Genomic DNA, 26,563 nt, shown 5'->3' on the forward strand with positions numbered 1-26,563 from the left:
CGGGGCTCACCACGGCGTCTCGCGCAGCACGGCCACCCCACCGGCCGCGACGGTGACCGCCTCGTCGACCGCCTCGCCGGTGACCAGCTCCCGCCCGAGCGCGGGAATGCGCTGCGGCCGGCCGGTGTGGTTGAGCAGGAACAGCCAGCTGCGGTCCCCGGACCGGCGGCGTACCGCCTCGACCCCCGGTGGCGCCTGCGGGCAGACCGGGGTGACGCCGGCGGCCCGGGCGGCCTCGACGAGCAGCCGCCGGTACGTCTCGTCGTCGGGGCGGGTCGAGACGTACCAGCTGAGCGCGGCGCCGACCCGGTGCCGGGTGACCGCCGGCGAGCCGTCCAGCACCCCACCGATGTACGCGGTGACCGTTTCCGCGCCCGCCAGGTGCACGGTCTCGGACCAGATCCGGCCGATGCCGCCGCTGGTCAACGGCACCCGTTCGTCCTCGGCCAGCGGATGGAACTCCTCGACCCGGACACCGAGCAGGTCGCGGAACGCGCCCGGGTGACCGCCGGTCCGGACCCGGGCGTGCTCGTCGGCCACGCCGCTGAGCCAGGTGACCAGCAGGTGCCCGCCACCGTGGACGTACCGGCGGACCCAGTCGACGTCCGGCTCGCCGGCCAGGTACAGGGCGGGCAGCACGAGCAGCCGGTAGCCGTCGAGCGGGTCGCCCGGCGTGACCAGGTCAGCGGTGATGCCGGCGCGCCACAGGGCCCGGTGCGCGGCGGCCACCTCGGCCGGGTGGTCCAGCCCGGGCGCCGGCATCCCCGGGTGTCGCAGCGCCCAGCCGCTACCGGCGTCCGTGGCGATGGCCACGCCGGCCTCGACCCGGCCGGTGGCCGCCTCGCCGATGCGGGCCAGCAGCCCACCGAGGCGGGTCGCCTCGCGGAACACCCGGCTGTCCGGGCCGGCGTGCGGCACCACCGCCGAGTGGAACCGCTCCGCGCCGCCGGCCGGCGCGCGCCACTGGAAGAACATCACCCCGCGCGAGCCGCGGGCCACGTGGGCCAGGCTGTGCCGGATCATCCGGCCGGGCTCCTTGGCGTGCATCCGGCCGCCGGCGGTGTGGATCTGGTTCGGTGCGCTCTCCATCAGCAGCCAGCCGGCGTCCGGGCCGTGGCCGTGCCGGGCCCAGCCGCGGGCCAGGTCGGCGGCGAGCGCGGTCTGTTCCTCGGCGCCGCCGTCCACCGCGGACGGGTAGTGGTCGACGGCGACCAGGTCGACCTGGGCGGCCCAGCGGGCGTGGTCGACGGGCACCCAGTCGCCGAGCACGTAGTTGGTGGTCACCGGCACCGCCGGGTTCGCCGCCCGCAGCAGGTCGCGCTGTTCGGCGTACGCGGCCAGCAGGGTGTCCGACCAGAACCGGCGGTGGTCGAGCAGTTGGCCGGGGTTGGCCAGGTACTGCGTGGCGCGCGGGCCGCTGACCTGCGCCCAGTCCGAGTAGTGCTGGCCCCAGAAGCTGGTCACCCAAGCGGCGTTGAGCGCGTCGAGGTCGCCGTAGCGTCCGGCCAGCCAGCGGCGGAACGCCGCGTCGGCGTACGCGCAGTGGCAGATGGTGCCGTACTCGTTGTGCACGTGCCACAGCGCCAGCGCCGGGTGGTGGGCGTACCGGTCGGCGAGCACCCCGGCGATCCGGCGGGCGGCGGCCCGGTAGGCGGGCGCGGCGGCACAGTAGGTGTCCCGGCTGCCGTGGTGCAGCCGCACCCCGTCGGCGGTGACCGGCAGCGCCCCCGGGTGCGCGAGGCTGAACCAGGGTGGCGGCGACGCGGTCGGGGTGGCCAGGGCGGCCCGGATGCCGTTGTCGTGCAGCAGGTCGAGGACCTCGTCGAGCCAGCCGAGGGTGTAGCGGCCGGGGGCCGGTTCGAGGCGGGACCAGGCGAACACCCCGATGGTGACCAGGTTGACGCCGGCCCGGCGCATCAGCGCGACGTCCTCGTGCCAGACCTCGACCGGCCACTGCTCCGGGTTCCAGTCACCGCCGTAGCAGAGCCGATCGTCGTCCCACATCGCCCGACACCCAATCCTTTTGTTGAGGAGGTGTTCAAATTATGGACAGGCCAAAGCCAAGTCAATCCCGGATGACATTGACAGTTAGTTGGGGATCCAAAGAAACTGGGGTGCCGTCCGTGCCGGCTGTCGCGAGGAGACGTCGATGCCGTACCGCCCGCCCCTGGTCCCCTACGAGACCTTCGTCGCCGACCCACCGGACCTGCCGGTCCGCGCGCCCGGCGAGCAGGGGGCCAGCGACGTGGTCCGGGCCGAGGTCGCCGGCACCGACCCGCACGGGGTCACCCTCACCGTCACCACCTCCGCCGGCGAGCTGCTGGTCGCCCGGGTCGAGGCCGCCGGCGACGGCATCATCCGGGTACGCCTCGCCGAGGATCTCGACGCCCGCAGCCGCTCCGCCCGCGCGCTGTCCCTGGTGCACCCCGCGCCCCACCCGGCCGTGGTCACCGTCGACGACAGCTACGCGCACGTCGACGCGGGCGCGGTGGTCGCCGAGATCCGCCTCGCCCCCTGGGGGCTGCGGTTCCTGCGCCCCGACGGGCAACTGCTGCTGGCCACCGACGGCGGCACCCACGACATCAGCGGCCGGCGCCGCACCCTACCGCTGGGCCGCTCCACCGTCGACGGCACGCCGGTCGCCTGGCACGAGAGCTTCACCGCTTTCGGCGACGAACGCTTCGTGGGCTTCGGGGAGAAGTTCACCCCGCTGGACAAGCGCGGGCAACGGCCGCTGATGTGGAACTTCGACGCCTTCGGCGGCGAGTCCGACCGCTCCCACAAGAACGTGCCGTTCTACCTGTCCAACCGGGGCTACGGGCTGCTCGTGGACAGCGGACTGCCCGTGCAGTTCGACGTCTGCGCCTCCACCCACAGCAGCGTGCAGCTGCTGGTCCCCGACGACCTGCTCGACTACTACGTGCTCGCCGGGCCGACCCCCACCGAGGTGCTCGACCGCTTCGACCGGCTCACCGGCCGGCCCTACCTGCCGCCCCGCTGGGCGTTCGGGGCCTGGATCTCCTCCGGCTTCTTCCCGGACAGCCAGCAGCGGGTGCTGAAGCGGGCCCGGCTGATCCGCGAGCGCGACATCCCCTGCGACGTGCTGCACCTGGACTGCTACTGGCAGGTCGCCGGCCGCTGGTCCGAGCTGCGCTGGGACGAGCAGGCGTTCCCCGACCCCGCCGGCATGCTCAAGACCCTCGCCGAGCAGGGCTTGCGGGTCTGTCTCTGGATGAACCCGTACCTGATGACCGACAGCCCGCTCTACGCCGACGCCGAGGCCGCCGGCTACTTCCTGCGCCGCGCCGACGGCAGCACGTACGTCGCCGACACGTGGCACGGCAGCTACCCGGTCTGCGCCATCGTGGACCTGACCAACCCCGCGGCGGTGCGCTGGTTCCAGGGCCTGCTGCGACCGCTGCTGACGCAGGGCGTCGCGGTGTTCAAGACCGACTTCGCCGAGGGGGTGCCGGCCGACGCGGTGGCGCACAACGGCATGACCGGGGTCGAGCTGCACAACGTGTACGCCCTGCTCTTCAACGACGTGGTCGCCGACGTCACGGAGGAGGTGGCCGGACACCGTACGGTGTGGGCCCGCTCCTCGTACCTGGGCGGGCAGCGGCACAGCGCCCAGTGGAGCGGCGACGTCAACGCCACCTGGCCCGGGCTGGCCAGCACCCTGCGCGGCGGCCTCTCGCACGGGCTGTCGGGAGTGCCGTTCTGGAGCCACGACACCGGCGGTTTCCACGGCACCCCCGAGGCGGACCTGTACGTCCGGTGGACCCAGTTCGGCGCGCTCTCCCCGCTGGTGCGGCTGCACGGCACCACCAGCCGGCTGCCCTGGGACTTCCCGCCGGAGGCGGAACGTGACGCGGTCGCCGCGCTGCGGTTGCGCTACCGGCTGCTGCCGTACCTCTGGTCGGTGGCGGTGGCCGCCGCGCGGACCGGGACGCCGATGCTGCGGGCCCTGCTGCTCGACACCCCCGACGACCCGACCGCCTGGGCCACCGACCTGCAGTACCGGCTGGGCCCCGACCTGCTGGTCGCGCCGGTGCTGGACCCGTCCGGGCGACGCGACGTCTACCTGCCGGCCGGGGACGACTGGCTCGACGCGACCACCGGAGAGCGGCACGCCGGCGGCCGCCATCTGCGGGTCGAGGTGCCGCTGGACCGGCTGCCGCTCTACGTCCGGCACGGCGCGCTGATCCCCGAGGTGGCACCGGCCGGCACCGTCGCCGACGGGCCGTTCCGGGACGTCACGCTGGTCGCCTGGGGCGGGGTGGACGGCCGTGCCGTGCTCGGCGACGTCACCGGGGACACCACGATCACCGCCGCCCGCGACGGTGACACCCTGCGGATCCGGGTGGACGGACCGCTGGACGTCCGCCGGGTCAGCGTGGTCGGGGCGGACTGCCCGCGCCGGGTGCTGCTCAACGGTGAGGCGCTGCCGCCGACCCCGTTCCGGGCCTGGTTCCCCGGCTGAGCGGGCGGCGCGGCGCCGGGCGCCCGCCGGCACGGTAGAGTTAGTTGGATTTCCAGCCGAAAGAAGTGGGCGGCGCCCGTGATCAGCATCCACACCCCACCGCAGCCGACCGACCTCGGGGACGTCCGGGTGGCCAACCGGGCCGTGGTCCTGCGGCACGTCCGCCGGCACGCGCCCTGCTCCCGGGCCGACATCGCGGCCGCCACCGGGCTCAACAAGGCCACCGTCTCCAGCCTGGTCACCGAGCTGATCGACCGGCGGCTGCTGCGCGAGACCGGGCTGACCGAGAACCGGGTCGGCCGACCGGCCACCATGCTCGTCCTCGACGGCGAGCCGTACGTCGGGCTGGGCCTGCAGGTCGGCGCCGACGAGATCGTGGTCGTCGCGGTGGACCTCGGCGGGAACCGGCTGCTCACCTGGCGGCGCGCCTTCGCCGCGCCGGCCGCCTCCCCGGCCGAGACCGTACAGGCGCTGGCCGCCCTGGCCCGCCGGGCGGCGAACCGGGTCACCGGCCAGGGTCGCACCGTGCTCGGCCTCACCGCAGGCGTGCCCGGCCTGGTCGACACCGACGGCGGCGTACCGCTCGCGCCCGTGCTCGGCTGGCGCGCCGTGCCGCTCGCCGCCGAGCTGCGCCGCGTGCTGCGTGAGCCGGGCTTCGCCGTCGGCATCGACACCGACGCCAACCTCGCCGTCCTGGCCGAGCAGCGCCACGGCGCGTACGCCGGCGCGGCCGACCTGGTGCACCTCACCGGCGGCGTCTCGGTCGCCGCCGGCCTGGTCAGCGGCGGCCGGCCGCTGCGCGGCGGCCGGGGCTTCGCCGGCGAGCTGGGGCACGTGCCGCTGGATCCGGCCGGACCGGCCTGCGCCTGCGGCCGGCGCGGCTGCCTGGCCGCGCTGACCGGCGTGGACGCCGTGGTGCGCCGCCTGCTGCCGGATGCCACCCGGGACGGTCCGGTCACCGACTACCTGCCGGAACTCGACCGGATCCAGGCGCTCGCCCGGGCCGGGGACGCTGCCGTCCTGGACGGGCTCGCCGACGTCGGGCGGCAGCTCGGCCACGGGCTGTCCGTCCTGGTCAACCTGCTCGACCCGGAGGTGATCGTGGTGGGTGGGCACTTCGCGACCCTGGCGCCGTGGCTGCTGCCCCCGGCCCGCACCGCGCTCGCCGCCGCCACTCTCGCCCCGCCGGCCGGCGGCTGCCGGTTGGAGGCGAGCACCCTCGGCGCGACCGCCGGCGCGCTCGGTGGCGCCACCGCCGCGCTGTCCGCGATCGAGGCGGGCCGGCTACCGGCCGGCTGAGGCCGCCCGGGCACGGACGTCGATCCGGGCCTTGACCGCGGCGGTGTGCGGGTGCCAACCTCGGTACGCCGTTCCCGGCACAGGGCAGGTCGGGGCGGCATGTTTTCCGGCGGTCGTCGAAGCGCTTCACCACGCGTTCCGGGCCGACTCGCCGCCGGCCGGCACACCCCACCCCACCACCGTTCGCGCGGCCGCTCGCCGCACGGTCGTCGAAGCGATTCGACGCCTTGGCCGCACCGCACGCCCACGGAAGGCCCCCGCGATGACCGACCCCACCGCCCGCCGGCTCGACGACCTGCTGGCCCGGCTCACCCTGCCCGAGAAGCTCGGCCTGCTGCACCAGTGGCAGGCTCCGGTGCCCCGACTCGGCCTACCGTCGTTCCGGACCGGCACGGAGGCGCTGCACGGCGTCGCCTGGCTCGGCCCCGCCACCGTCTTCCCCCAGGCGATCGGGCTGGCCGCCACCTGGAACCCCGAGCTGATCCGCACCGTCGGCGCGGCCGTGGGCGACGAGGTGCGCGCCAAGCACCGCGCCGACCCGCACCAGGTCGGGCTGAACGTGTGGGCGCCGGTGGTCAACCCGCTGCGCGACCCCCGCTGGGGGCGCAACGAGGAAGGCTGGTCCGAGGACCCGTGGCTCACCGGCCGGCTGGCCACCGCGTACGCGGGGGGACTGCGCGGCGCGCACCCGCGACGGCTGCGGACCGCACCGACGGTCAAGCACTTCCTCGGCTACAACAACGAGACCGACCGGGCGGTCACCTCCAGCAACCTGCCGCCCCGGGTGCTGCACGAGTACGAGCTGCCCGCTTTCCGGGCCCCGATCGAGGCCGGCGCGGCGGTGGCGGTGATGGCCTCGTACAACCGCGTCGACGGGCTCCCCGCGCACCTGAGCCCGCTGATCGACGGTGCCCTGCGCGGCTGGGCCGACGACGAGATCCTGGTGGTCGGCGACGCCGGGGCGGTCGGCAACATCGCCGGCGTGCAGGCACACCTGCCCGACCACGTCGAGGGGTTCGCCGCCGCGCTGCGCGCCGGCATCGACAGCTTCACCGAGGACGACCGGGACAGCGCCCCCACCGTGCGGCGGATGACCGAGGCGCTGCGGCGGGGGCTGATCGACGAGTCCCACGTGGACCGGGCGGTACGGCGCGTCCTCAGTGTCCGGCTGCGCCTGGGCGACCTCGACGGCGACGACCCGTACGCCGACGTGCCGGTCGACGCGACCGAGCGCCCGGCGCACCGGCAGCTGGCCCGCGAGGCGGCCCGCCAGGCGATCGTGCTGCTGCGCAACGACGGACTGCTGCCCCTCTCCCCCGCGGCGGGCCACCGGGTGGCGGTGCTCGGCCCGCTCGCCGACGCCGTGCACACCGACTGGTACAGCGGCACCCTGCCGTACGCGGTCAGCGCGTACGCGGGGCTGGCCGCCCGGCTGCCCGAGGTGCGTACCCACACCGGCGCCGACCGGATCACCCTGCGCGTCGGTGACCGCCACGTCGGCTGCCCGGACACCGCCGACGGCGGCCCGCTGGCCCTGGCCGACGAGCCGACCGGATTCGAGGTGTACGACTGGGGCCAGGGTGTGGTGGCGTTGCGGGCGCTCGGCAATGGCCGGCACGTCGGGGCGCGCGACGACGGCGTGCTGGTCAACGACCGGCCCGGCCCGGGCGACTGGGTGGTCCGGGAGACGTTCCGGTTCCGGTACCGCGCCGACGGCACCGTACTGCTGCACCACCTGGCCACCGACGGTTACGTGAGCGTGGACGGCGCCGGGCGGCTCGTGGCCGGGGCGGACGTCGACGCGGCGGCCGTGTTCACGCCCGAGCTGGTCGCCGACGGGGCCGCCGCGGCGGCCGCGCTGGCCGCCGCGGCCGATGTGGCCGTGGTGGCGCTGGGCAACCACCCGATGGTCAACGGGCGCGAGACCGAGGACCGCGCCGACCTCGACCTGCCGGCCGGCCAGGCCGCCCTGCTGCGCGCCGTGCACGCCGCCAACCCGCGCACGGTGCTGGTGGTGACCAGTAGCTACCCGTACGCGCTGGGCTGGGCGCAGGAACACCTGCCGGCGGTGCTGTGGACCTCGCACGGCGGTCAGGAGCACGGCAACGCCCTGGCCGACGTGCTGCTCGGCGACACCGACCCGACCGGGCGACTGACCCAGACCTGGTACGCCGACACGGCCGACCTGCCGGAGCTGCTCGACTACGACATCATCGGCGCCGACGCCACCTACCTCTACCACCGGGGCGAGCCGCTGTACCCGTTCGGGCACGGCCTCAGCTACGCCTGCTTCGACTACGCTGACCTGCGGTGCGCCGCCGGCACGGCGCACGTCGGCGAGGAGGTCGAGGTGAGCGTCGAGGTCACCAACACCGGCACCCGCCGCGGCACCGAGGTGGTGCAGCTCTACACCCGCCAGCGTCGTTCCCGGGTCAAGCAGCCGCTGCGCCGGCTGCACGACTTCGCCCGGGTGACCCTCGATCCGGGGCGTACCGGTCGGGTGGTCCTGCGGCTGCGCACCGCGGAGCTGTCCTGGTGGGACGAGACGCGCGGGGCCATGGTGGTGGAGGACGCCACGCACAGCCTGCTGGTGGGGCGCTCGGCACACGACATCCGACTGGTCGGGGCGGTCACCGTGACCGGCAGCACGGCGGCGCCGCACGCCCCCGCCGAGCCCGCCGGGGTGGCCCGGTGAGCGGGCGCGCCGGCGGCGAGCAGGTCACCATCGCCGACGTGGCCCGGCACGCGGGCGTCGCGGCGAGCACCGTGTCGTACGTGCTCAGCGGCAAGCGCACCATCTCGGCGGTGACCCGCGACCGGGTGCTGGCCAGTGTCCGCGCCCTCGGGTACCACCCTCACGCGGGGGCCCGCGCGCTGGCCAGCCGCAAGGCGAACGTGATCGCCCTGGTGCTGCCGCTGCGCACCGGCATGCAGGTGCCGGTGGTGATGCAGTTCGCGACCGCCGTGGTCACCACCGCCCGCCGGCACGACCACGACGTGCTGCTGGTGACCTCCGACGAGGGGCCGGCGGGGCTGCACCGCATCGCCGGCAGCGCCATGGTCGACGGGGTGCTGCTGATGGACGTCGAGCTGGAGGACTCCCGCGCGCCGCTGCTGCGGGAGCTGCCGTTGCCCAGCGTGCTGATCGGGCATCCCGCCGACAGCACCGCGCTGGCCTGTGTGGATCTGGACTTCCGCCGCGCCGGGGAGCTGTGCGTCGAGCACCTGGCCGCGGCCGGGCACCGGAAGGTGGCGCTGCTCGGGGCCCCGGCCGCGGTGTACGCGCGGGGCACCGGTTTCGCGCACCGGACCCGGGCCGGGGTGGTCGAGGCCGCCGGCCGCCTCGGCGTCGAGGCGGTGACGCTGCCCTGCGAGGAGGGGCCGGCGGCGGTCCGCGCGGACCTGGCGGCCCTGCTGGAGCGCCATCCCGACGTCACCGGCCTGGTGGTGCAGAACGAGTCGGCGGTGGGCCCGGTGCTGGCCACGCTGCCGTCCTTGGGCCGTCGGGTGCCGCAGGACGTGTCGGTGGTGGCCATCTGCCCGGACCAGTTCGCCGAGCAGTCGGGGCTGAGCTGTGTGCCGGTGCCCGCCGAGGAGGTCGGCCGACAGGCGGTGGGGCTGCTGATGCGGCGGCTGTCCGGTGAGCCGGTGCCGGAGGTGACGCTGCTGCCGCCGCGGCTCACCGTCCGCGACACCAGCGCCGTCCGGGACGGCGGCGCCGCCGGCCGGTGACGGGCGGTCAGAGGTTGTCGGGTCGGTGCAGCGCCGGGTGGTGCTCGCCCGGCGCGGCGAACCAGGCGGCCGGCTCGGTCCGCAGCGCGGTGCTGATCCGCAGCCGGGACCAGTCGTCCAGCTCCGGCAGGTCGTCCGGGGCGAACCAGTCGACCGCGAGGGACTCGTCGCCGTCGGCGGTGGGCGCGCCGCCGACCGGTCGACAGTGGAACCAGACGTTGAGGTATTCGCAGGCGTCGCCGTTGGGGTAGACCACCGGGTGGGTGGCGACGCCGCCGATCCGCTCGACGACCACCTCGACGCCGGTCTCCTCGCGGACCTCGCGCACGAGCGCGTCGGCGGGCTGCTCGCCCGGGTCGACCACGCCGGCCGGGATGGACCAGCGGCCGTTGTCGCCCCGGCGGGCCAGCAGCAGCCACCCGGCGTCGTCGGTCACCACCGCGCTCACCCCGTAGAGCATCAGCAGCTCGGCACCGATGTGGCGACGCATCCGGGCGATGTAGGGCGACAGCGGCATCCCGGCACCCTACCGGTCGGTGGGCCGGTGCCGCCGTACCATGCCGGCCGCCAGCGCAGCGCCGTCCAGGTCACCGGCGGCGATCCGGCCGGCGACGGTACGCCGCACCAGCCGGTCGGCGAGGGCGGGCGCGTGCCGGGCCAGGGCCAGCTCGACGCGGCCCCGCCGGGTGGTGGCGACGTCGCGGGGCGCCCGGCGTGCGGTGGCGGCCCGCAGGATGGCCGCGACGACCCCCTCGACCGGTTCCGCGCGGGACACCCCGTTCAGCGACAGTCCGGCCCGTTCGGTGCTGTCGTGGATCGGTGAGGCGACCATGCTGGGGTAGACGACGCTGACCCCGACGTGGGTGCCGACCTCGTGGCGCAGCGCGTCGGCGTAGGCGACCAGGGCCCGCTTGCTCACCCCGTACGCGGCGGCGAGCGGCAGCGGCAGCACGGCCATCCGGCTGGCCACGAAGACCACCCGCCCGCGCGACGCCTCCAGGGCCGGCAGCGCCGCCGCCGTGGTCCGCCAGGCGGCCAGCAGGTTGACCTCCAACTGCCGGCGGACGACCTCGTCGGGGGGCAGCTCGGCGGGGGCGGGGCCCCCGACACCGGCGTTGTTGACCAGCAGGTCCAACCCGCCGAGGCGGTCCACGGCGGCGGCCACCGCCGGCGGGACGGCCGCCTGGTCGGTCAGGTCGCAACCGAGCACCGGCACCTCGGCGTCCTCGTCGGCGTGCAGGTCCAGCCCGACGACCCGGGCCCCGGCGGCGGTGAGGGCGGCGCACAGGTGCCGGCCGAAGGTGCCGCGCGCCCCGGTGACCAGCACCCGCCGGCCGGTGAGCGCGCTCATGCCGGCACCCCCGCGCGGCGTCGCCCGGCGGCCAGCTCGCGCTCCAGCTCGGCCAGGTACGCGTCGAAGTCGACCCGCAGGTGCGGGCGGCGGTGTCCCCACCGGGTGGTGGCGGCGCGCAGTTCGGCGCGGCAGGCGGCGGCCTGGGTGGCCGGGTCCGGGGGTGCCCACCGGCCGGCGAGCCGTGCGGCGACCAGCCGGGCCTGCGCCTCCACCAGCGGGAACGCCGCACCGGTGGACTGCATCAGCCCGACGAACGCCAGCCCGGGCGCGTCGAGGTGGAACACGTGCCGGTACAGCGGCAGCCGGTCGGCGCCGTCGCCGAGCAGCTCCGCGTCCAGGAAGGGCACCACCACCCGGTAGCCGGTGCACCACACCACCAGGTCCACCTCGTCGACGCGGCCGTCGGTGAACTCGACCCGGTGCCCGGCGAAGCGGGCGATGCCGGGCCGGGCCTCGATCTCGCCGTGGGTGAGCCGGGACAGCAGCGCGTCGGAGAGGGTGGGGTGGTCCTGCAGGAAGCCGTGGGTGGGTGCGGGCAGCCCGTAGCGGGTGGGTGGCCCGACGGTGGCGGTGAGCATGCCCTGACTGATCCGCTGTCGCAGCCGCCAGGGCAGCCGGCGCGCCAGCGCCCCGTTGAGGGTGTCGGCGGGGCGGCCGAGCAGGTACTTGGGCACCACCCAGACGCCGCGGCGCAGCGACAGCAGGGTCCGGCGGGCGGCGTACGAGGCGTCGACGGCGATGTCCATGGCGGAGTTGCCGCCGCCGACGACCAGGACGCGGCGGCCGGTGAGCTGCTCGGGGCCCCGGTAGTCGTGGCTGTGCAGCTGCTGGGCGGCGCACTCGCCGGGGTAGGGCTCGGGCAGTTTCGGCGTCCGGTTGTGGCCGTTGGCGACCACCACCGCCTCGACGTCGGCCCGGAGCGGTCCGTCCGGTCCGGTGGCGTGCACCGTCCAGCCGTCGCCGGCGCGCTCGACCCGCTCGACGGTGTGGCCGAAGCGGATCATCGGGCGCAGCGCGAACCGGTCGGCGTAGTCGGCGAGGTAGCCGGCGACGCGGGAGTGGTCCGGGTAGTCGGGCCAGTCGGCCGGCATCGGGTGGTCGGCGAACTGGGTGCGGCCCCGGCTGGTGTTCAGGTGCAGCGTCCGGTACGCGGGCGAGCCGGGGGCGCCGTACACCCAGAGGCCGCCGACGGTGTCGGCGCTCTCGTACGCCACCGCCGCCACGCCGGCGTCGCGCAGCGCCTTGAGGGTGGCCAGTCCGGCCGACCCGGCGCCGACCACCGCCACCCTGGGCTGTGCCGTCATACCCGCCTCCTTAATCCAACGCCCGATGGATAATCTACGGGGCGGGGCGAGCCGTCAAGAGCCGGCCGGCGGGTACAGCCCGTCGAGGAAGCGGTGCACGAAGGCGCGGAACTCCCGCCGCTCCCGGGCCTGCGATCCGCGCTGCGCGGCCAGGGCCACCACGTGCCCGTGCACTGCCCAGACCAGGCTGCGTACGGTCACGTGCGGCGCGGGCTCGACCAGCGCCCCGCGCTGCGCGGCGGCGGCCAGCAACTGCTCGACGAGTCCGTACAGCGGGGCGGCGTAGCGCGCGTCCAGTTCGGCGTGGCGCTGCGGCTCCAGCCAGCGGCGCAGCCACAGCGCGGTGGTCTCGGGCCGGTCCTCCAGGAAGTCGACGAAAACGTCGACCAGGTCGTGCAGCGCCCGCAGCGCCTCGTGCGGCCCGGCCGACAGCGCCGCCCGGGCCTGCTCGCCGGCCGCTTCGAGGACCCGCCGCTCGGCGGTGAAGACCCGGGCGAAGCAGGCGTCGTAGAGCGCGCCCTTGCTGCCGGTGTGGTGGGCGACGGTGGCCACGTCGACCCCGGCGGCGGCGGCCACGTCGCGCAGGGCCACGGCGTCGAAGCCACGGGCGGCGAAGAGCGCGGTGGCGGCGTCCAGCACGAGGTCGCGGGTGGGTCGCTGGTCGTCGCGGCGCGGCCGGCCCGGCCGGCGTCGGGGCATGGTCATCCGGCCATTGTTCCCCCTACAATCCATCATCCGTTGGATTGTAGGGGCGGCGCGCCCAAGGAAGGACGGCGAGATGAGCGGGTCCGACGCCGGGGCGACCCTGCCACGTGGCCCACTGGCCGGGTTCGCCACCGGATCGCTCGGGATGGGCATCTGGGTCACCGTGCCGGGGCTGCTGCTGCTCTACTTCCTCACCGACACCCTCGCGGTCGCCCCGTGGCTGGCCGGGCTGACCCTGCTGCTGCCCAAGGTCGCCGACGTGCTGCTGCACCCGTGGATCGGGCACCGCTGCGACGTCGAGCAGGCCCGCCGGGGTCACCGCCGCCGGCTGCTGCTGGCCGGCTGCGTCCTGCCGGTGGGGTTCGCCGCGCTCTTCGCCGTACCCGGCGGGCTGACCGGTGCCGCCGCGGCGGCGTGGGTGGCGCTGTTCTTCATCGCCGGGAACCTGCTCTTCGCCGCCTACCAGGTCCCCTACCTGGCCACCCCCGCGGACCTGCGGATCGGCTACCACGAGCGGACCCGGCTGATGGCCTTCCGGATGGTCGTGCTCACCGTCGGCATCCTGCTCTCCGGGCTGCTCGCGCCGCTGCTGGCCGGCGGCGACGCGCCGACGCGCGGCGGCTACCAGCGGATGGGCCTGCTGCTCGCCGCCGGGATGCTGGCCGCGATGCTGGTCGGTGTCACCGGGATCGACCGGCTGCGCCGCCGCGCCGCCGCGAATCCGGCGCCGGCCGGCCCCGACGGTTGGCGGGCCCTGACGGCGAGCCTGCGCGACCGGCAGTTCCGCGCGCTGGCCGGGGCGTACCTGGCCATGTCGACCACCACCCACCTGGTGCTGGCCGGGGTGCCCTACTACGCCGAGTACGAGCTGGGCCGGCCCCGGCTGACCACCGTGCTGGTCGCCGCGTTCGTCGCGCCCGCGCTGGTGGTGACCCCCGGCTGGCTGGCGGTGGCCCGCCGGGTCGGCAAGCAGCGGGCGCTGCTGGGCGCGCAGGCCGCCTTCGCGCTCGGCGCGCTGGTCCTCGCCGTCGGCAGGCCGGCCGGCCTGCCGGTGCTCGTCGCCGCGGTGGCGGTGCTCGGGGTGGCCTTCGCCGGCATGCAGCTGCTGCCGTTCGCGATGCTGCCCGACGTCATCAACGCGGCCGGGGCCGCGCGCGCCGGCACGTACACCGGGGTGTGGACGGCCACCGAGGCGACCGGCGCGGCGCTGGGCCCGTACGCGTACGCCCTCTGCCTGGCCGCCGGCGGCTTCGTCGCCTCCACCGCCGGGCAGGCCGTCACCCAGTCGACGGCCGCGCACGCCGCCATCCGGTACGGCTTCGGGCTGCTGCCGGCCGTGGTGATGCTCGGCGCGGTGCTGCTGCAACGCCGCTACACCCTCGACCACGCGGCCCGCGCCGGCCACTAGACTCCGCCCTCGATGGACGCCCAGCCAGCCCCGGACACCCGCCCCTGCGCCCACTGCGGACGCGAGGTGCCGCAACGCGCCGGCGCGGGCCGCCCGTTCCGCTACTGCCGCGACAACGACGGCGCCTGCCAGCGCGCCTCGCGCAACTCGCGGATGCGTCACCGCAACTCCCCCGGCCTGCCCGGTCAGGTGGCCCGCACCTGGGAGGCGGTGGACCGCCTCGACCAGCTCGTGGAGACCCTCACCGAGGCGCTGCACGCCGAACTCTCCCCGGCCGGGGTGGAGCGGCAGCTCGCCGAGCTGCGCGCCGAGACGGCCACCCAGGTGGCCGCCGCGCACACCGCCCGCGACGAGGCCCGCCGCGACGCCGAGGACGCCGCCGCGACCGCCGCCCGGCACCGGCAGCAGGCGCAGGCCGCCACGGCCGAGCGCGACGCCGCCCGGGAGCGCGCCGAACGAGCCGAGTCCGAGGCCACCCGCGCCACCGGGGCCGCCCGCAGCGCCGAGGCGGCCCGCGACGAGGCGCGCGGCGACGCCGCCGCCGCGCAGGCCCTGCGGGTGCAGGCCGAACGGGACCGCGACGCGGCCCGCCACGAGCTGCGGACCCTGCGCGGCGAACTCGACGGCGAGCGGCGCCGGGGCACCGACCTGACCGCCGAGCGCGACGCGGCCCGCGCCGACGCCGAACGGGCCACCCGCTCGGCCGGCGAGGCCCTGACCCGCGCCCAGCAGCTGCGCACCGACGCCGACCGGGCGCGCACCGAGACCGAGGCCGCCCGCGCGGCGGCCGCGCAGGCCCGGCAGGAGACCGAGCAGGCCCGGGCGCAGGCCGAGCAGGCCCGGGCGGAGCAGCGGGCCGCGCAGACCGCGCGGGAGCAGGCCGACGCCGCCGCCACGGCCGCCCGGGCCGAGACCGAGGACGCCCGCGGCGTGTTGGCCGCCCGGACCGGCGAACGCGACGCGCTCGCCGCCGAGCTGGCCGCCGCCCGGCAGGCAGCCGGCGCCGCCGAGGCCCGGCTGGCGGAGCTGACGGTACGGCTGGCCGCCGCCGAGGCCGACCGCGACGCCGCCCAGCGTCGGGCCGGGCAGCTCGCCGACCAGGTCAGCGACCTGGCCAGCGCTCTGGCGCGGCTGAGCACCCGCACCGGCTGATTGGTCAGCGGGCGGTGTGCCGCTGGTAGTGGCGGGCGACCCGGGCCCGGTTGCCGCAGGACGGTTTGCACCATTCCTGGCGCGGGTGGTCCTTGACGAAGTAGCGGACGCAGCGGGGCGCCGGGCAGGCACGCAACTGGTCGCGGGCCGGTCCGGTGAGGAACTCGACGGCGGCCCGGGCCAGCCCGGCCGTGAGCCGCACCCGGGCGTCGGCCGGCTCACCCACCCAGCTGAGGCTCGGTGCGGCGCCGTCCGGCCACCGCAGTACCGGGTGGACCGGTAGCGCGCCGGCCGCACGGTTGAGCCGCTCGACGGCTTCCTCCGGCGGCAGCAACGACGAGGAGTCCGCCCGGCTCGGCGGCCCGGGCCGCACGGCCACCGCGAAGAGGGTACGCACCGCCCGGCGTACCGCCACCACCTCGGCCCGGGTCGCCTCGTCGGCGGACCCGACGAGCGACTCGACCGCGCCGACGTACCCGCGCAGCAGCGGAGCCCGGGTACGCAGCCAGGCGGCCAGGCTGGCCACGTCGCCGAGGTCGTCGGCGACTCCCCCGTTGCCGTCGTGCCGGATGGTGCCGGCCAGCGCGAGCGCGAGGTGCGGGGTCACGTTCTCCTCCGGTGCGGTCTTGTGGGGTCGTCACGGACGACTGTAGCTTCACTAATGCCTCAGCCAGTAAAAGCCATTAGGAGGTTCTCCTTGGTGATCATCGCCCACCTCAGCGACACGCACATCGACGGCCATCCCCGCTCGGCGGAACGGACCGCCCGGGTGATGGACCACCTGAACGCGCTGGCCCGACCGGTAGACGCGATCCTGATCACCGGGGACGTGGCCGACCACGGCGAGGTGGCCGAGTACGAGACGGCGGCGCGGCTGTTCGCGTCCCCCACGCCCGTGCTGGTGTGTCCGGGCAACCACGACGTGCGCGACGCGTACCGCAAGGGGCTGCTCGGCGACGACAGCGGCGGCGACGGGCCGATCAACGCCCGGCACGACGTGGCCGGCGCATCCTTTCTCCTCGCCGACTCCTCCGTACCCGGCGAGGACCATGGTCACCTCGACGCGGAGACGCTCGACTGGCTCGCCGCCGAGTTGGCCGCGGTGCCCGCCGGTACGCCGACATTCATCGCCCTGCACCATCCGCCGGTGGCGCTGCACCACCCGGTCGTCGATGCGATGCGGCTGCTGCCGGCTGATCCCCTGGCCGAGCTGGTCGCCGCCCATCCGCAGGTCGTGGCCGTGCTGACCGGGCACTTCCACACCGCCGCCGCGAGCACCTTCGCCGATCGTCCACTGCGGATCGCGCCCGGCGTGGTCTCCACCCTGCGGATGCCGTGGGAGGGCGCGGGTCCACTGGCCACCCAAAGCCAGCCACCCGGCGTCGCCTTTCACGTCTACGACGACACCGGGCTGCTCACCACCCACTACCGCGTGGTGCCCTGAGCGTGCGCGGGGTCGCTGTCCTGGGCTTTCTCGCCGCCGTCGCGCCGATCACCACCACGCCGGGCGCCAGCCTGACCCTCGTCGTGTCCCGGGTGGCCGCCGGAGGTCGTCGGCAGGGTTGGTGGGTGATCCTGGGCACGGTGACCGGGCTCTACCTGCACGCCACCCTGGCCGCGCTGGGCCTCGCGGCACTCGTGCTCCGCTCGTCACAGGCGTTCTGGCTGGTCAAGCTGGTCGGCGCGGGCTACCTGGCCGGGCTGGGGCTCTGGCTGCTCTGGACCTCCACCCGCCGGCCGCGGGCACCGGCCCGGCGGCGGACGCCCGCCACCAGGCGGCTGCCGTGGCGGGGGCATCACCCCTTCCCACAGGCACTGCTCGGCAACGTGCTCAATCCCAAGGCCGCGGCGATCTACCTGACCCTCGCCCCGCAGTTCCTGCAGCCGGGCCGGCCCGTGCTGGTGCCGATGCTGGTGCTCGCCACGGCGCACGCTGCCCTGCACACCTGTTGGCTGGCCGGCTGGACCGCGGTCTGCGGGGCCGCCGCCCGGCTGTTGCGCGCCGCCCGGGTACGCCGGTTGCTCGACCGGCTCACCGGCGCGGTCCTGCTCGCGCTCGGGGTGCGCGCCGCGCTGCCGTAAGACGCCACCGGCTGGGACGGGGCAGCGGCGGCCCCGGTACCCGGACGATGATGCGAGGCGTGGGAAAGACGTACGCGTGCATCGACGGGCGGCTGCGCGGCTTCATCGAGGCGCAGCCGATGTTCTTCACCGCCACCGCCCCCCTCGCGGGCGACGGCACGATCAACCTGTCCCCGAAGGGGCTGCGCGGCTCGTTCGCGGTGCTCGACGAGCTGACGGTGGCCTACCTGGACTTCGCCGGCAGCAACGCCGAGACGATCGCCCACCTGCGGGAGAACGGCCGCATCACGCTGATGTGGTGCGCCTTCGACGGGCCGCCGAACATCGTGCGGGTGCACGGGCGCGGCGAGCCGGTGTTCCGCGACGACCCCCGCTGGCCACAACTGCTGCGGCACTTCGACATCGACCCGAGCGACCACGGCCTGCGCGCGATCGTGCTGGTCCGCGCCGAACTGGTCCGCGACACCTGCGGCTACAACGTCCCGCTGATGACCTACCGGACCGACCGGGACCTGCACGCCCGGCGTTTCGCCCGCGAGGACGACGCGTCGCTGAGCGCGTACTTCGCCGGCAAGGAGCACGTGGCCACCAGCATCGACGGCCTGCCCGGCCTGCCCCTGCCGCTGCCGCCCACCCCGGCGTCGTAGCGGTCAGTGGATGCCGGCCATCAGGTGCCGGATGTGCCGGGTGAACATCACCGCGCCCAGGCCCAGCAGCACCGAGGCCAACCCGAAGGTGAGGAAGTAGGTCGGCTCCGGCCAGGTCTCGGCCAGCCGGGCCACCTGCCCGCCGATCGCGTCGCCCACGGCGGAGGCCAGGAACCACAGCCCCATCATCTGGCTGGCGTACTTGACCGGGGCGAGCTTGCTGGTGGCCGACAGGCCCACCGGGCTCAGCGACAGCTCACCGGCGACCTGGATGGCGTACACGGCGACCAGCCACCACGGCGAGACCAGGCCGCCGCCGACGGCGGCCTGCGCGGCGGCGGCCATCAGCACGAACGACAGGCCGTTGAGGACCAGACCGACGGCGAACTTCATCGGCGTGGAGACCCGGTGCCCCAGCCGCAGCCACAGCCAGGCGGCCAGCGGCGCGCCGATGATGATCAGGATCGGGTTCACCGACTGCAGCCAGGACGCCGGGAAGGTGAAACCCAGCACGTCGCGGTCGGTGCGGTCGGCGGCGAAGATGTTCAGCACCGACCCGGCCTGGTCGTAGATCAGCCAGAACGCGGCGGCGAAGACGAACAACCAGGTGTACGCCTTCATCCGGCTGCGTTCGGTCGCGCTGATCTCCCGGTCGGTGAGGATCCGCGCGAAGTAGCCGACGGCGACCAGCACGGTGACCACGGTGAGCAGGTTGACCACGGTGTTGACGGTGAAGAAGCCGAACAGGGCCAGCACGGCGAGGACCACCAGCACGGCGAGGGTCACCACGCCGATGCGGGTCAGCGCGCGGCGCCGGTCCGCACCGAGCAGCGGGTCGGCCGGCCGGGCCCCGGCGTCACCGAGGTTGCGCGCGCCCAGCACGTACTGCAGCACACCGAAGGTCATGCCGATCGCGGCGGCCCCGAACCCCAGGTGCCAGTTGATCTTCTCGCCGAGGAAACCGGTGATCAACGGGGCGATGAACGCGCCCAGGTTGATGCCCATGTAAAAGATCGAGAAGCCGGCGTCGCGGCGCGGCGAGTCCCGGTCGTACAGGTCGCCGACCATGGTGGAGATGTTGGGTTTGAGCAGTCCGGTGCCGAGCACGATCAGGGTCATGCCGGCGAACACGCTCCACCCGGTGGGCACGGCCATCACGTAGTGCCCGGCGGCGATCACGATGCCGCCCCACAGCACGCTGCGGCGCGCGCCCAGCAGCCGGTCGGCGACCCAGCCGCCCGGCAGCGCCATCAGGTAGACCATCGCGTTGTACGTGCCGTAGACGGCGTTCGCGGTGGACTCGCGGATGCCCAGCCCGTCGTCGGCGACCGCCGCGGTGAGATACAGCACCAGGATGGCGCGCATGCCGTAGAAGCTGAACCGCTCCCACATCTCGGTGAGGAAGAGGGTCGACAGCGCCCGTGGGTGACCGAAGAAGGTCTTCCCGCCGGGCGGCCGGGCCTCGGCCGGCGCGTCACTGGTCATGCTCACCTCCCGCAGCGGTGCAGGCGGCTAACATCCCCGTTGACAGGCGAAACACTCCACCGTTTCTCCCCGGCCGGGGACGACCCCGCCGGGGTGCTGTCATGGCCAGCTACCCTTGCAGGGTCCGCTCCGGGCGAAACCCGCCGGCCGGGGCGGGAATGCCCCGACGCAGACACACCGTTACACCGAGAAGACCAGCACCACGACGAGGGGAAGCCGATCATGGGCGAGCGCATGCTGCGCGGAAGCCGCCTGGGCGCGGTCAGCTACGAATCCGACCGCAACACCGAGCTCGCGCCGCGTCAGACCCGCGAGTACCTGTGCGCCAAGGGACACCAGTTCGAGGTGCCGTTCGCCGTCGACGCCGAGGTCCCCACGACCTGGGAGTGCAAGTTCGACGGCAGCGTGGCCCGGTTGGTCGACGGCAGCGAGCCGGAGCAGAAGAAGGCCAAGCCGCCGCGTACCCACTGGGACATGCTGCTGGAGCGGCGTTCCATCGCCGAGCTGGAGGACATCCTCGCCGAGCGGCTGCAGGAGGTCCGTACCCGGCGCGGCCGCGCCTGACGCAACACCGAACGCGCGAAACGCCCCCGGGATCACCCGGGGGCGTTTTCGTGCCGTCCGTCAGGGTCGGCCGGGCTCGACGATCTCACCCTCGATGGCCGGGCCCGGCTCCACCGTGATCGGCTGCTGCACCGTCGCCGAGGGTGGCGCCGTCGGCGGCGGCTGCGGGGCGCCGCGGCGCACCCGCACCACCCGGGGCCCGAACAGGTCACCGGCGACCATCGACGACACCCGGTGCTCGGCGGTGCGCTGCACCGCGCCGCGCGCCAGCCGGCGCACCGGCGGCACCAGCAACAGCAGCCCCACCACCCCGCTGACCAGGCCGGGCAGCGCCAGCAGCAGCGCACCGGCCAAGCCGACGAGCCCGTCGGTGACCTGCCGGCCGGGCGGCTGCCGGGACTCCAGCGACGCCCGGAAGCCCCGCCACGCCCGCATCCCCTCCCGACGCAGCAGCACCAGCCCGAGCAGCGACGCCGCGAACACCAGCAGCACCGCCGACCCGAAACCGATGCCCCGACCCACCAGGACGAACACGGCAAGCTCCAGCACCGCCAGCAGCAGCAGGGCCGGCGGTACGTACCTCAGTCCTCGGCGCATCTCACCTCATCAGCCAGGGGCGTCATCACGCCCCTCCAGCATGACACGGCGGCGCTCACGGCCACCGCGACAGCGCGGCCGGGCGACGCGCGTCGACCCGCCGGTCCCGCCACCCCCACCGGGTGATCCGCCACAGCGCCTCGGCCACGATCAGCGGGCTCATCTTGCTGTCGCCGTGCTCCCGCTCGGCGAACGTGATCGGCACCTCCACCATCCGCACCCCGGCGCGGTGCGCCAGCCGCGACAGCTCCACCTGGAACGCGTACCCCTGTGAGCGCACCGACGCCAGGTCGATGGCGTCCAGCGCGGCCGCCCGGTACACCCGGTAGCCGCCGGTGGCGTCGGAGACCGGCATCCGCAGGGCCAGCCGCGCGTACAGGTTGCCGCCACGCGAGAGCAGCAGCCGCCGCAGCGGCCAGTTCAGCACCCGGGCGCCGCGGGTCCACCGCGAGCCGATCACCACGTCGGCGTCGCGGGCGGCGTCCAGCAGCGCCGGCAGGTCCTCCGGGGCGTGCGAGCCGTCGGCGTCCATCTCCACCACGGCGTCGTAGCCGCGGCGACGGGCCCACCCGAAACCGGCCAGGTACGCCGCGCCGAGGCCCTCCTTGCCGGGCCGGTGCAGGACGTGCACGTGCGGGTCGACGCCGGCCAGCCGGTCGGCGATCGCGCCGGTGCCGTCGGGGCTGTTGTCGTCGGCGACGAGGATGTCCACGCCGGGCGCGGCCGCGCGTACCCGGGCCACGATCCGCTCGACGTTGTCGGCCTCGTTGTAGGTGGGGATGACCACCAGCACCCGACCCACTCCGGGATGGCCGACCGTGCGTCTGTCGGCTGCCACGACCACCGTCGTCCCGCCTCCCCGCCGGCCGGTGCCGGCTCGCCTCGACTAGCCGGCGGTGTCCTCCCGGCGGCGGCGCAGCACCGCCGCGCCGGCCAGGGCCGCGACGGCGAGCGCCGCGAGAGCCACCTCCGGCCACACCCCGACGCGGGTGGCCAGGGTACGTCCGTTCCCGGGTCGCATCTGGCGCACCACCACCTCGGCGGTGTTGAACCCGGTGGCCCCGTCTACCCGCCCGTCGGGGGTAACGAACCCGGACACCCCGACCGTGGAGGCCATCAGCGCGGCGCGGCCGTGCTCGACGGCGCGCAGCCGCACCATGGCCAGCTGCTGGCGGGCCTCGGCCGCGTCGAACGTGGCGTTGTTGGTCTGCACCACCAGCAGCTGCCCGCCGCCGGTGACGGTGTCGCGGACCACCCCGTCGTAGGCCACCTCGAAGCAGATCACGTCGCCGACGGTGACGGGGCCCGCGTTCAGGACGCCGGGGCGGGTACCGGGCACGAAGTCGGAGCGGACCCGGTCGACCTCCGAGCTGACCATCCGGGCGACGTCGCGCAGCGGCACGTACTCGGCGAACGGCACGGGGTGGCGTTTGGTGTAGAGCTGTTCGAGGTCCGCGCCGCTGCCGGGGCGCCACAGCAGGCCGGCGTTGCGGACCTGTCCCTGCCCGGGGCCGAGCAGCACCGCGCCGACCAGGATGGGCGCGCCGACCGCGTCGGCCGCCTGGGAGATGCGGTAGCCGGCGCCGGCGTTGCGCAGCGGGTCGATGTCGCTGGAGTTCTCCGGCCACACCACCAGGTCGGGGCGGCGCTGGGTACCGGCGCGTACCTGCTCGGCGAGTTTCAGGGTGGCGTCGACGTGGTTGTTGAGCACCGCCTGCCGTTGGGCGTTGAAGTCCAGCCCGAGGCGGGGCACGTTGCCCTGCACGATCGCCACGGTGAGCGGGTCACCGCCGCCGCGTACCCCGGTCGGCACGCCCGCGCCGACGGCGGCCAGCGCGGCCAGCGCCGCCGTGAGGGCCGCGACCGGCCGCCACTGCCCGGCGGGCCGCCGCCAGTCCCGCCAGCCGAGGGCGACCAGCAGCCCACCGGCGAGCGCGACGGCGAAGGTGACCAGCGGCGCCCCACCGACGGCGGCCAGCCGCAGCAGCGGCGAGTCGTCCTGGCTGAACGCCAGCCGCCCCCACGGGAACCCACCGAACGGGGTGCGGTCGCGCAGCGCCTCCTGCCCCACCCACAGCAGCCCGGTGACCGCCGGCCAGGCGGCGGGCCGGTACCGGTCGACCAGCGGGCTGACCCAGGCGGTGGCGGCGCCCAGCAGCGCCAGGTAGCCGGCCTGCAGCAGGGACAGCAGGATCCACGGCAGCCAGCCGGTGTGCAGGTTGGTCCACTCCAGCAGCGGAGCGAACAGCGCCACCCCGGTCAGGAAGCCCAGCCCGGCGCCGGCGCGCAACCGCCGCCGGTGCGCGGCGGCGGCGAGCAGCGCCACCCCGACGGGCGCCAACGGCCACCCCCCGTACGGGGGGAAGGCGAGCAGCAGCGCCAGTCCGGCCAGCACGGCCGCCGGCACGGCGACCTTCAGCGGCAGCGGGCGCGCCCGCGCGTCGTCGCGTGCCACGTCGGTGGCACGGGCCTCTTCCCGGTCGAGCGTCGTCACCGGCACCTCACCACGATCACGGGCCGAAGGCTACCCGGCCGGGCGTCCCGGCCGCCGCCGACGGTCGGGATCTCAGCGGCGCAGGTAGGCGGCGAGACCGCCGAGCTCCTCGTTGGCGATGAACACCGACCGCAGGTTGATGATGGCCTCCTCGACGTGGCGGGGGCAGCCCCACGCCGAGTCCCCCCACGAGTCCGCGACCTTGATCTCGGCGGCGTCGGGGCAGCCGGCCGCGCCGCCCAGCTGGCACTGCCCGGGGCGGGGCGCGGCGGCCTGCGCGGCGGCGGCGGCACGCATCCGGGCGGCCAGTTCCGCCGCGTCGGCGGCACGCCGCTCGGCGTCGGCGCGCAGTTCCCGCTCGGCGCGCACCACCCGGGCCAGCTCCTCGTGGGCGGCCCGGGCGCGCGCCTCGGCGGCCGCCTCGGCCTGCTCGATGCGGTGGCGTTCGATGGCCAGCGCGGCGGTGCCGGCGAAGACCCGGGCCAGGGCGAGGTCACTGTCCTGCGGCACCCGCGGGGTGCGGTGGTACATGGCGAAGGTGCCCAGCAGGCTGCCGTCGCGGGCCAGGATCGGCGTGGACCAGCAGGCGGCCACCCCGGCCCGCCCGGCCAGGTCCCGGAACTCGGCCCAGAACGGGTCGGTGGCGATGTCGGTGACGACGACCGGCGCGCGCCGGTACGCGGCGGTGCCGCAGGACCCGACGCCCTCACCGGTGGCGATCCCGTCGATGGCCCGGTTGTAGAAGTCGGGCAGGCTGGGCGCGGCGCCGTGGCGCAGGTGCCGGCCGTCGGCGTCGGCGAGCAGGACGGAGACCAGCACCTGCTGCGGGGCGAGGTCCTCGATGCAGCGGGCCATCCCGTCGAGGACCTCGGCCAGCGGCGCCTGCCGGGCGATCTGTTCGAGCAGGGCGCGGTGTTCGGCCATCAGCCGCTGGGCGTGCGTGACCTGGGTGGTCTCCACGCCGACGACCCGGATGCCGGTGAGCGTGCCGGCGGCGTCGCGCCGCGGCTCGTAGGTCAGGTCGAAGTACGCCTCCCGGGCGTGCGCGCCGCCGCCGAGCAGCACCCGCACGTCCCGGCCGGTCCAGGGCCGCCCGGTGCGGTACACCTCGTCCAGCAGGGCCAGCACGTGCTGCCCGGCCAGTTCGGGCATCAGGTCGGCCAGCGCGACGCCGGTGCGGGCGCGGTCCTCGCCGATGGTGGCGAAGAACGCCGGGTTCGCCGCCTCGACGACGTGGGTGGGCCCGGCGAGGGCGGCGAAAACGACGCTGGACTGCCCGAACAGCGCCCGCAGGTCCTCGTCGGCGGGCCGGACGGGTGCCGGGTCGGCGGCGGTGGGCCGCGGGCCGGATACCGCCGTCATGTCTGCTGCTGCCTCTCCGCCGGGTACCGGGACGAGCGGTGAGCGTAACGGACCGCCGCGCCCACCGCAGAGATCGCGGCGGGAGGACCGCAGACGGAAATCGGGGCGCGGCTCGCGCCGCGCCCCGATGCTCCCAGGCCCTTCCCGGCCGGTGGGGCGAGGGAGAAGGGCGCCGACCTTCGGACCGACCACCCGCGCAGCTGGCTGCCCGCGTGTGGCCGTTGTCTACTGGCCGTGCCTTTCACCCTGCCCGTACACCGGTAACCGCGGCCGGTTCGCGCCGCCCCGCCGACCCCCGCCCGCTGGACCTGGCCGCCGCAACCATCAGGTCGCTCGGCCAGCGGACGAAGGGACGAAGCGAACAACAGCCGCTTCCCGTAGTAGGACTCAAAGACGGTACGGCGTGGACCCCCGCCGCTGTCAACCCACCCCGGCCTGTCGTGTGTTGCGCCACGGCGTGTCGCGTCGGCGCGTCTCGATGCCCGCCCACGGTCAGCCGGCGTCGAGGTGGTGGCGCAGCAGGGCGGCCGCCGCCTGCGGGTGCTCGGCGGCGAGCAGTCCCCCGGCGGCCAGCACGTAGTCGACGTCCACGACCGCCCGGGCGGCACGCGGCAGCGGCCACCCACCGGCGTGGTCGGTGAGGACCGCCGCCAGCACCTGGGCCGCGTCGGCGGGCTCGGCGTGGCGCAGCACCCCACCGGAGCCGACGACGAGCCGCACGTCGCGCAGGTCCCGTCCGGCGCGTTCACCGGTGGCGGCGCCCCGGGCGTGCCGGCGCAGCGCCACCGTGGCGGCCAGCGCGGCGATCCGCCGGTCGGCGGCCCGGCCCGCGGCGTCGACCGGCAGGAATCCGGGGTCCGCGGCACGGGCCGCCGCCGCGGCGGCCAACCCGTCCTGCTCCCCGGCGGCCAGCAGCCGCTCCTCGGCGGCGGCACGCACCACCCCGGGCGCGGACCAGCGCATCCCCAGGTCCCCCTCGACGGTGCGGGCCCGCCACAGGGTGCCGGCGACCTCCCGGCCGGGGCCACTGTCGCGTTCGTCGGGGGTCAGCACCGAGTACACGTCGGTGGTGGCCCCGCCGACGTCCACGACGGCCAGGTCACCGCCGAGGGTGTCGGCGAGGACCTCCACCCCGGTCAGCACCGCGTCGGGGGTGGCGGCGCGCACCAGGCGGGCGAAGCGCCCGCCCCGGGACAGTTTCTTGCCGCCGATGACGTGGCGCAGGAACACCTCCCGGATCGCGGCGCGCGCGCCGGCGGGCGCGAGCACCCCGATGCGGGGCAGCACGTTGTCGGCGGCGGTGACCGGCACCCGCGCGGCGTGCAGCAGGGCGTGCAGCTCGTCGCGGGCGTCGGCGTTGCCCGCGAGGACCACCGGCACCCGCCAGCGGGCCTTCGCCAGCCGGGTCGCGTTGTGCGTCAGCACCTCGGCGTCGCCGCCGTCGGTGCCCCCGACGAGCAGCACCACGTCGGGTCGGGCGGCGCGCAACGCCACCAGGTCGCCCTGCCCGAGCCGCCCGGCGGCCACGTGCACCACGTTCGCGCCGGCGGACAGCCCGACGCGCCGGCCGGCCTGCGCGGTCACCAGCGGCTCGTAGCCGATCACGGCCAGCCGCAGCCCACCCCCGGCCGACGAGCACACGTACCAGGGCGGGTCCTGGGCGCCGACCTGCGCGGTGGCCGCGCCGACCGCGGCGTCCAGGCCGTGCAGCACGTCGCTGCCGACGGTGGTCGGCGCGGCGGCCGCCGCGACCAGCCGCCCGCCGTCGAGGTCGACCACCGCCGCCTTGGTGTACGTGGACCCGACGTCGGCGCAGACCGCGAGCCTCACCGCCCGGGACCTGTCAGGCGTGGCCCCGGCCCGCCGCGCCGTCCCCCGCTGCGCGGACCCGGCAC

At 75.6% G+C, this 26,563-nt stretch carries 22 protein-coding genes; 10 read left to right on the forward strand and 12 right to left on the reverse strand.

Going from position 1 to position 26,563, the window contains the following annotated elements; translation table 11 throughout:
• Positions 1-6: 6 nt before the first annotated feature.
• Entirely contained in the window at positions 7-2,004 is a 1,998-nt protein-coding gene (locus tag GA0070611_RS08235; protein WP_197675883.1) for a beta-galactosidase, read from the reverse strand.
• Between the two features lie 145 nt (positions 2,005-2,149).
• Here GA0070611_RS08235 and GA0070611_RS08240 point away from each other — a divergent pair, with 145 nt between their 5' ends.
• The 4 genes from GA0070611_RS08240 to GA0070611_RS08255 all read left to right on the forward strand — a co-directional run bounded on the left by GA0070611_RS08240 (position 2,150) and on the right by GA0070611_RS08255 (position 9,514).
• Positions 2,150-4,483: a TIM-barrel domain-containing protein gene (locus GA0070611_RS08240; protein WP_091660239.1), complete on the forward strand. Its 2,334-nt coding sequence runs from the start codon at positions 2,150-2,152 to the stop codon at positions 4,481-4,483.
• Positions 4,484-4,561: 78 nt separating this feature from the next.
• Positions 4,562-5,782 carry an ROK family transcriptional regulator gene (locus GA0070611_RS08245; protein WP_091660241.1) on the forward strand — a complete coding sequence of 407 codons (1,221 nt, stop codon included), beginning with the start codon at positions 4,562-4,564 and terminating at the stop codon, positions 5,780-5,782.
• Between the two features lie 262 nt (positions 5,783-6,044).
• Positions 6,045-8,477 carry a beta-glucosidase family protein gene (locus GA0070611_RS08250; RefSeq protein ID WP_091660243.1) on the forward strand — a complete coding sequence of 811 codons (2,433 nt, stop codon included), beginning with the start codon at positions 6,045-6,047 and terminating at the stop codon, positions 8,475-8,477.
• On the forward strand, positions 8,474-9,514 hold the full coding sequence (locus GA0070611_RS08255) for a LacI family DNA-binding transcriptional regulator (RefSeq protein WP_091660245.1): 1,041 nt from the start codon (positions 8,474-8,476) through the stop codon (positions 9,512-9,514). Before GA0070611_RS08250 ends, GA0070611_RS08255 begins: the two co-directional genes overlap by 4 nt.
• A gap of 7 nt (positions 9,515-9,521) precedes the next feature.
• Here GA0070611_RS08255 and GA0070611_RS08260 read toward each other — a convergent pair whose 3' ends face one another.
• From GA0070611_RS08260 to GA0070611_RS08275, 4 genes are read right to left on the reverse strand one after another with little or no spacing between them, the layout of a single operon-like run.
• Positions 9,522-10,031, reverse strand: coding sequence for an NUDIX domain-containing protein (locus tag GA0070611_RS08260; protein ID WP_091660248.1), 510 nt, complete (start codon positions 10,029-10,031; stop codon positions 9,522-9,524).
• Positions 10,032-10,040: 9 nt separating this feature from the next.
• Positions 10,041-10,865, reverse strand: coding sequence for an SDR family NAD(P)-dependent oxidoreductase (locus tag GA0070611_RS08265; RefSeq protein WP_091660253.1), 825 nt, complete (start codon positions 10,863-10,865; stop codon positions 10,041-10,043).
• Positions 10,862-12,172 (reverse strand): flavin-containing monooxygenase, encoded by a 1,311-nt coding sequence (locus GA0070611_RS08270; RefSeq protein ID WP_091660258.1) that lies wholly within the window; start codon positions 12,170-12,172, stop codon positions 10,862-10,864. Before GA0070611_RS08270 ends, GA0070611_RS08265 begins: the two co-directional genes overlap by 4 nt.
• 54 nt (positions 12,173-12,226) lie before the next feature.
• On the reverse strand, positions 12,227-12,871 hold the full coding sequence (locus GA0070611_RS08275) for a TetR/AcrR family transcriptional regulator (RefSeq protein ID WP_091672638.1): 645 nt from the start codon (positions 12,869-12,871) through the stop codon (positions 12,227-12,229).
• A gap of 79 nt (positions 12,872-12,950) precedes the next feature.
• On the opposite strand from GA0070611_RS08275, the gene GA0070611_RS08280 reads away from it, so the two are divergent.
• Both GA0070611_RS08280 and GA0070611_RS08285 read left to right on the forward strand, forming a co-directional pair.
• Complete coding sequence (locus GA0070611_RS08280) at positions 12,951-14,285, forward strand: MFS transporter (RefSeq protein ID WP_091660262.1); 1,335 nt, start codon at positions 12,951-12,953, stop codon at positions 14,283-14,285.
• Positions 14,286-14,297: 12 nt separating this feature from the next.
• Positions 14,298-15,437, forward strand: coding sequence for a hypothetical protein (locus GA0070611_RS08285; RefSeq protein WP_091660267.1), 1,140 nt, complete (start codon positions 14,298-14,300; stop codon positions 15,435-15,437).
• A 4-nt stretch (positions 15,438-15,441) separates the two neighbouring features.
• On the opposite strand, the gene GA0070611_RS08290 is transcribed toward GA0070611_RS08285, so the two are convergent.
• Positions 15,442-16,044, reverse strand: a complete 603-nt coding sequence (locus tag GA0070611_RS08290) for a CGNR zinc finger domain-containing protein (protein ID WP_091660272.1) — start codon at positions 16,042-16,044, stop codon at positions 15,442-15,444.
• A gap of 90 nt (positions 16,045-16,134) precedes the next feature.
• Between GA0070611_RS08290 and GA0070611_RS08295 the strand changes: the two genes are divergently transcribed.
• Genes GA0070611_RS08295 through GA0070611_RS08305 form a run of 3 tightly spaced genes read left to right on the forward strand, consistent with a single transcriptional unit; the run spans position 16,135 to position 18,166 of the window.
• The gene (locus GA0070611_RS08295) at positions 16,135-16,881 is read left to right on the forward strand and encodes a metallophosphoesterase (protein WP_091660276.1); all 747 of its coding nucleotides are present in this window, start codon (positions 16,135-16,137) and stop codon (positions 16,879-16,881) included.
• A gap of 2 nt (positions 16,882-16,883) precedes the next feature.
• A complete protein-coding gene (locus GA0070611_RS08300; RefSeq protein ID WP_091660281.1) occupies positions 16,884-17,519 on the forward strand; it encodes a LysE family translocator in 636 nt (211 codons plus the stop codon).
• A 59-nt stretch (positions 17,520-17,578) separates the two neighbouring features.
• Positions 17,579-18,166 (forward strand): pyridoxamine 5'-phosphate oxidase family protein, encoded by a 588-nt coding sequence (locus GA0070611_RS08305; protein WP_091660286.1) that lies wholly within the window; start codon positions 17,579-17,581, stop codon positions 18,164-18,166.
• Positions 18,167-18,169: 3 nt separating this feature from the next.
• On the opposite strand, the gene GA0070611_RS08310 is transcribed toward GA0070611_RS08305, so the two are convergent.
• The gene (locus GA0070611_RS08310) at positions 18,170-19,651 is read right to left on the reverse strand and encodes a peptide MFS transporter (RefSeq protein WP_091660289.1); all 1,482 of its coding nucleotides are present in this window, start codon (positions 19,649-19,651) and stop codon (positions 18,170-18,172) included.
• Between the two features lie 222 nt (positions 19,652-19,873).
• On the opposite strand from GA0070611_RS08310, the gene GA0070611_RS08315 reads away from it, so the two are divergent.
• Positions 19,874-20,215 (forward strand): RNA polymerase-binding protein RbpA, encoded by a 342-nt coding sequence (locus tag GA0070611_RS08315; protein ID WP_046564157.1) that lies wholly within the window; start codon positions 19,874-19,876, stop codon positions 20,213-20,215.
• A 60-nt stretch (positions 20,216-20,275) separates the two neighbouring features.
• On the opposite strand, the gene GA0070611_RS08320 is transcribed toward GA0070611_RS08315, so the two are convergent.
• The 5 genes from GA0070611_RS08320 to GA0070611_RS08340 form a co-directional block, all read right to left on the reverse strand.
• On the reverse strand, positions 20,276-20,812 hold the full coding sequence (locus GA0070611_RS08320; protein ID WP_091660292.1) for an FxsA family protein: 537 nt from the start codon (positions 20,810-20,812) through the stop codon (positions 20,276-20,278).
• A 55-nt stretch (positions 20,813-20,867) separates the two neighbouring features.
• On the reverse strand, positions 20,868-21,656 hold the full coding sequence (locus tag GA0070611_RS08325) for a polyprenol monophosphomannose synthase (RefSeq protein WP_091660297.1): 789 nt from the start codon (positions 21,654-21,656) through the stop codon (positions 20,868-20,870).
• 42 nt (positions 21,657-21,698) lie between these two features.
• Positions 21,699-23,306 carry an apolipoprotein N-acyltransferase gene (gene lnt, locus GA0070611_RS08330; RefSeq protein WP_091672641.1) on the reverse strand — a complete coding sequence of 536 codons (1,608 nt, stop codon included), beginning with the start codon at positions 23,304-23,306 and terminating at the stop codon, positions 21,699-21,701.
• Positions 23,307-23,378: 72 nt separating this feature from the next.
• Entirely contained in the window at positions 23,379-24,668 is a 1,290-nt protein-coding gene (locus tag GA0070611_RS08335) for a GAF domain-containing protein (RefSeq protein WP_091660305.1), read from the reverse strand.
• Positions 24,669-25,160: 492 nt separating this feature from the next.
• Positions 25,161-26,498 carry a glutamate mutase L gene (locus tag GA0070611_RS08340; protein WP_091660312.1) on the reverse strand — a complete coding sequence of 446 codons (1,338 nt, stop codon included), beginning with the start codon at positions 26,496-26,498 and terminating at the stop codon, positions 25,161-25,163.
• Between the last annotated feature and the right edge of the window lie 65 nt (positions 26,499-26,563).

The organism is Micromonospora auratinigra, from assembly GCF_900089595.1.
Classification (GTDB): Bacteria; Actinomycetota; Actinomycetes; order Mycobacteriales; family Micromonosporaceae; genus Micromonospora; species Micromonospora auratinigra.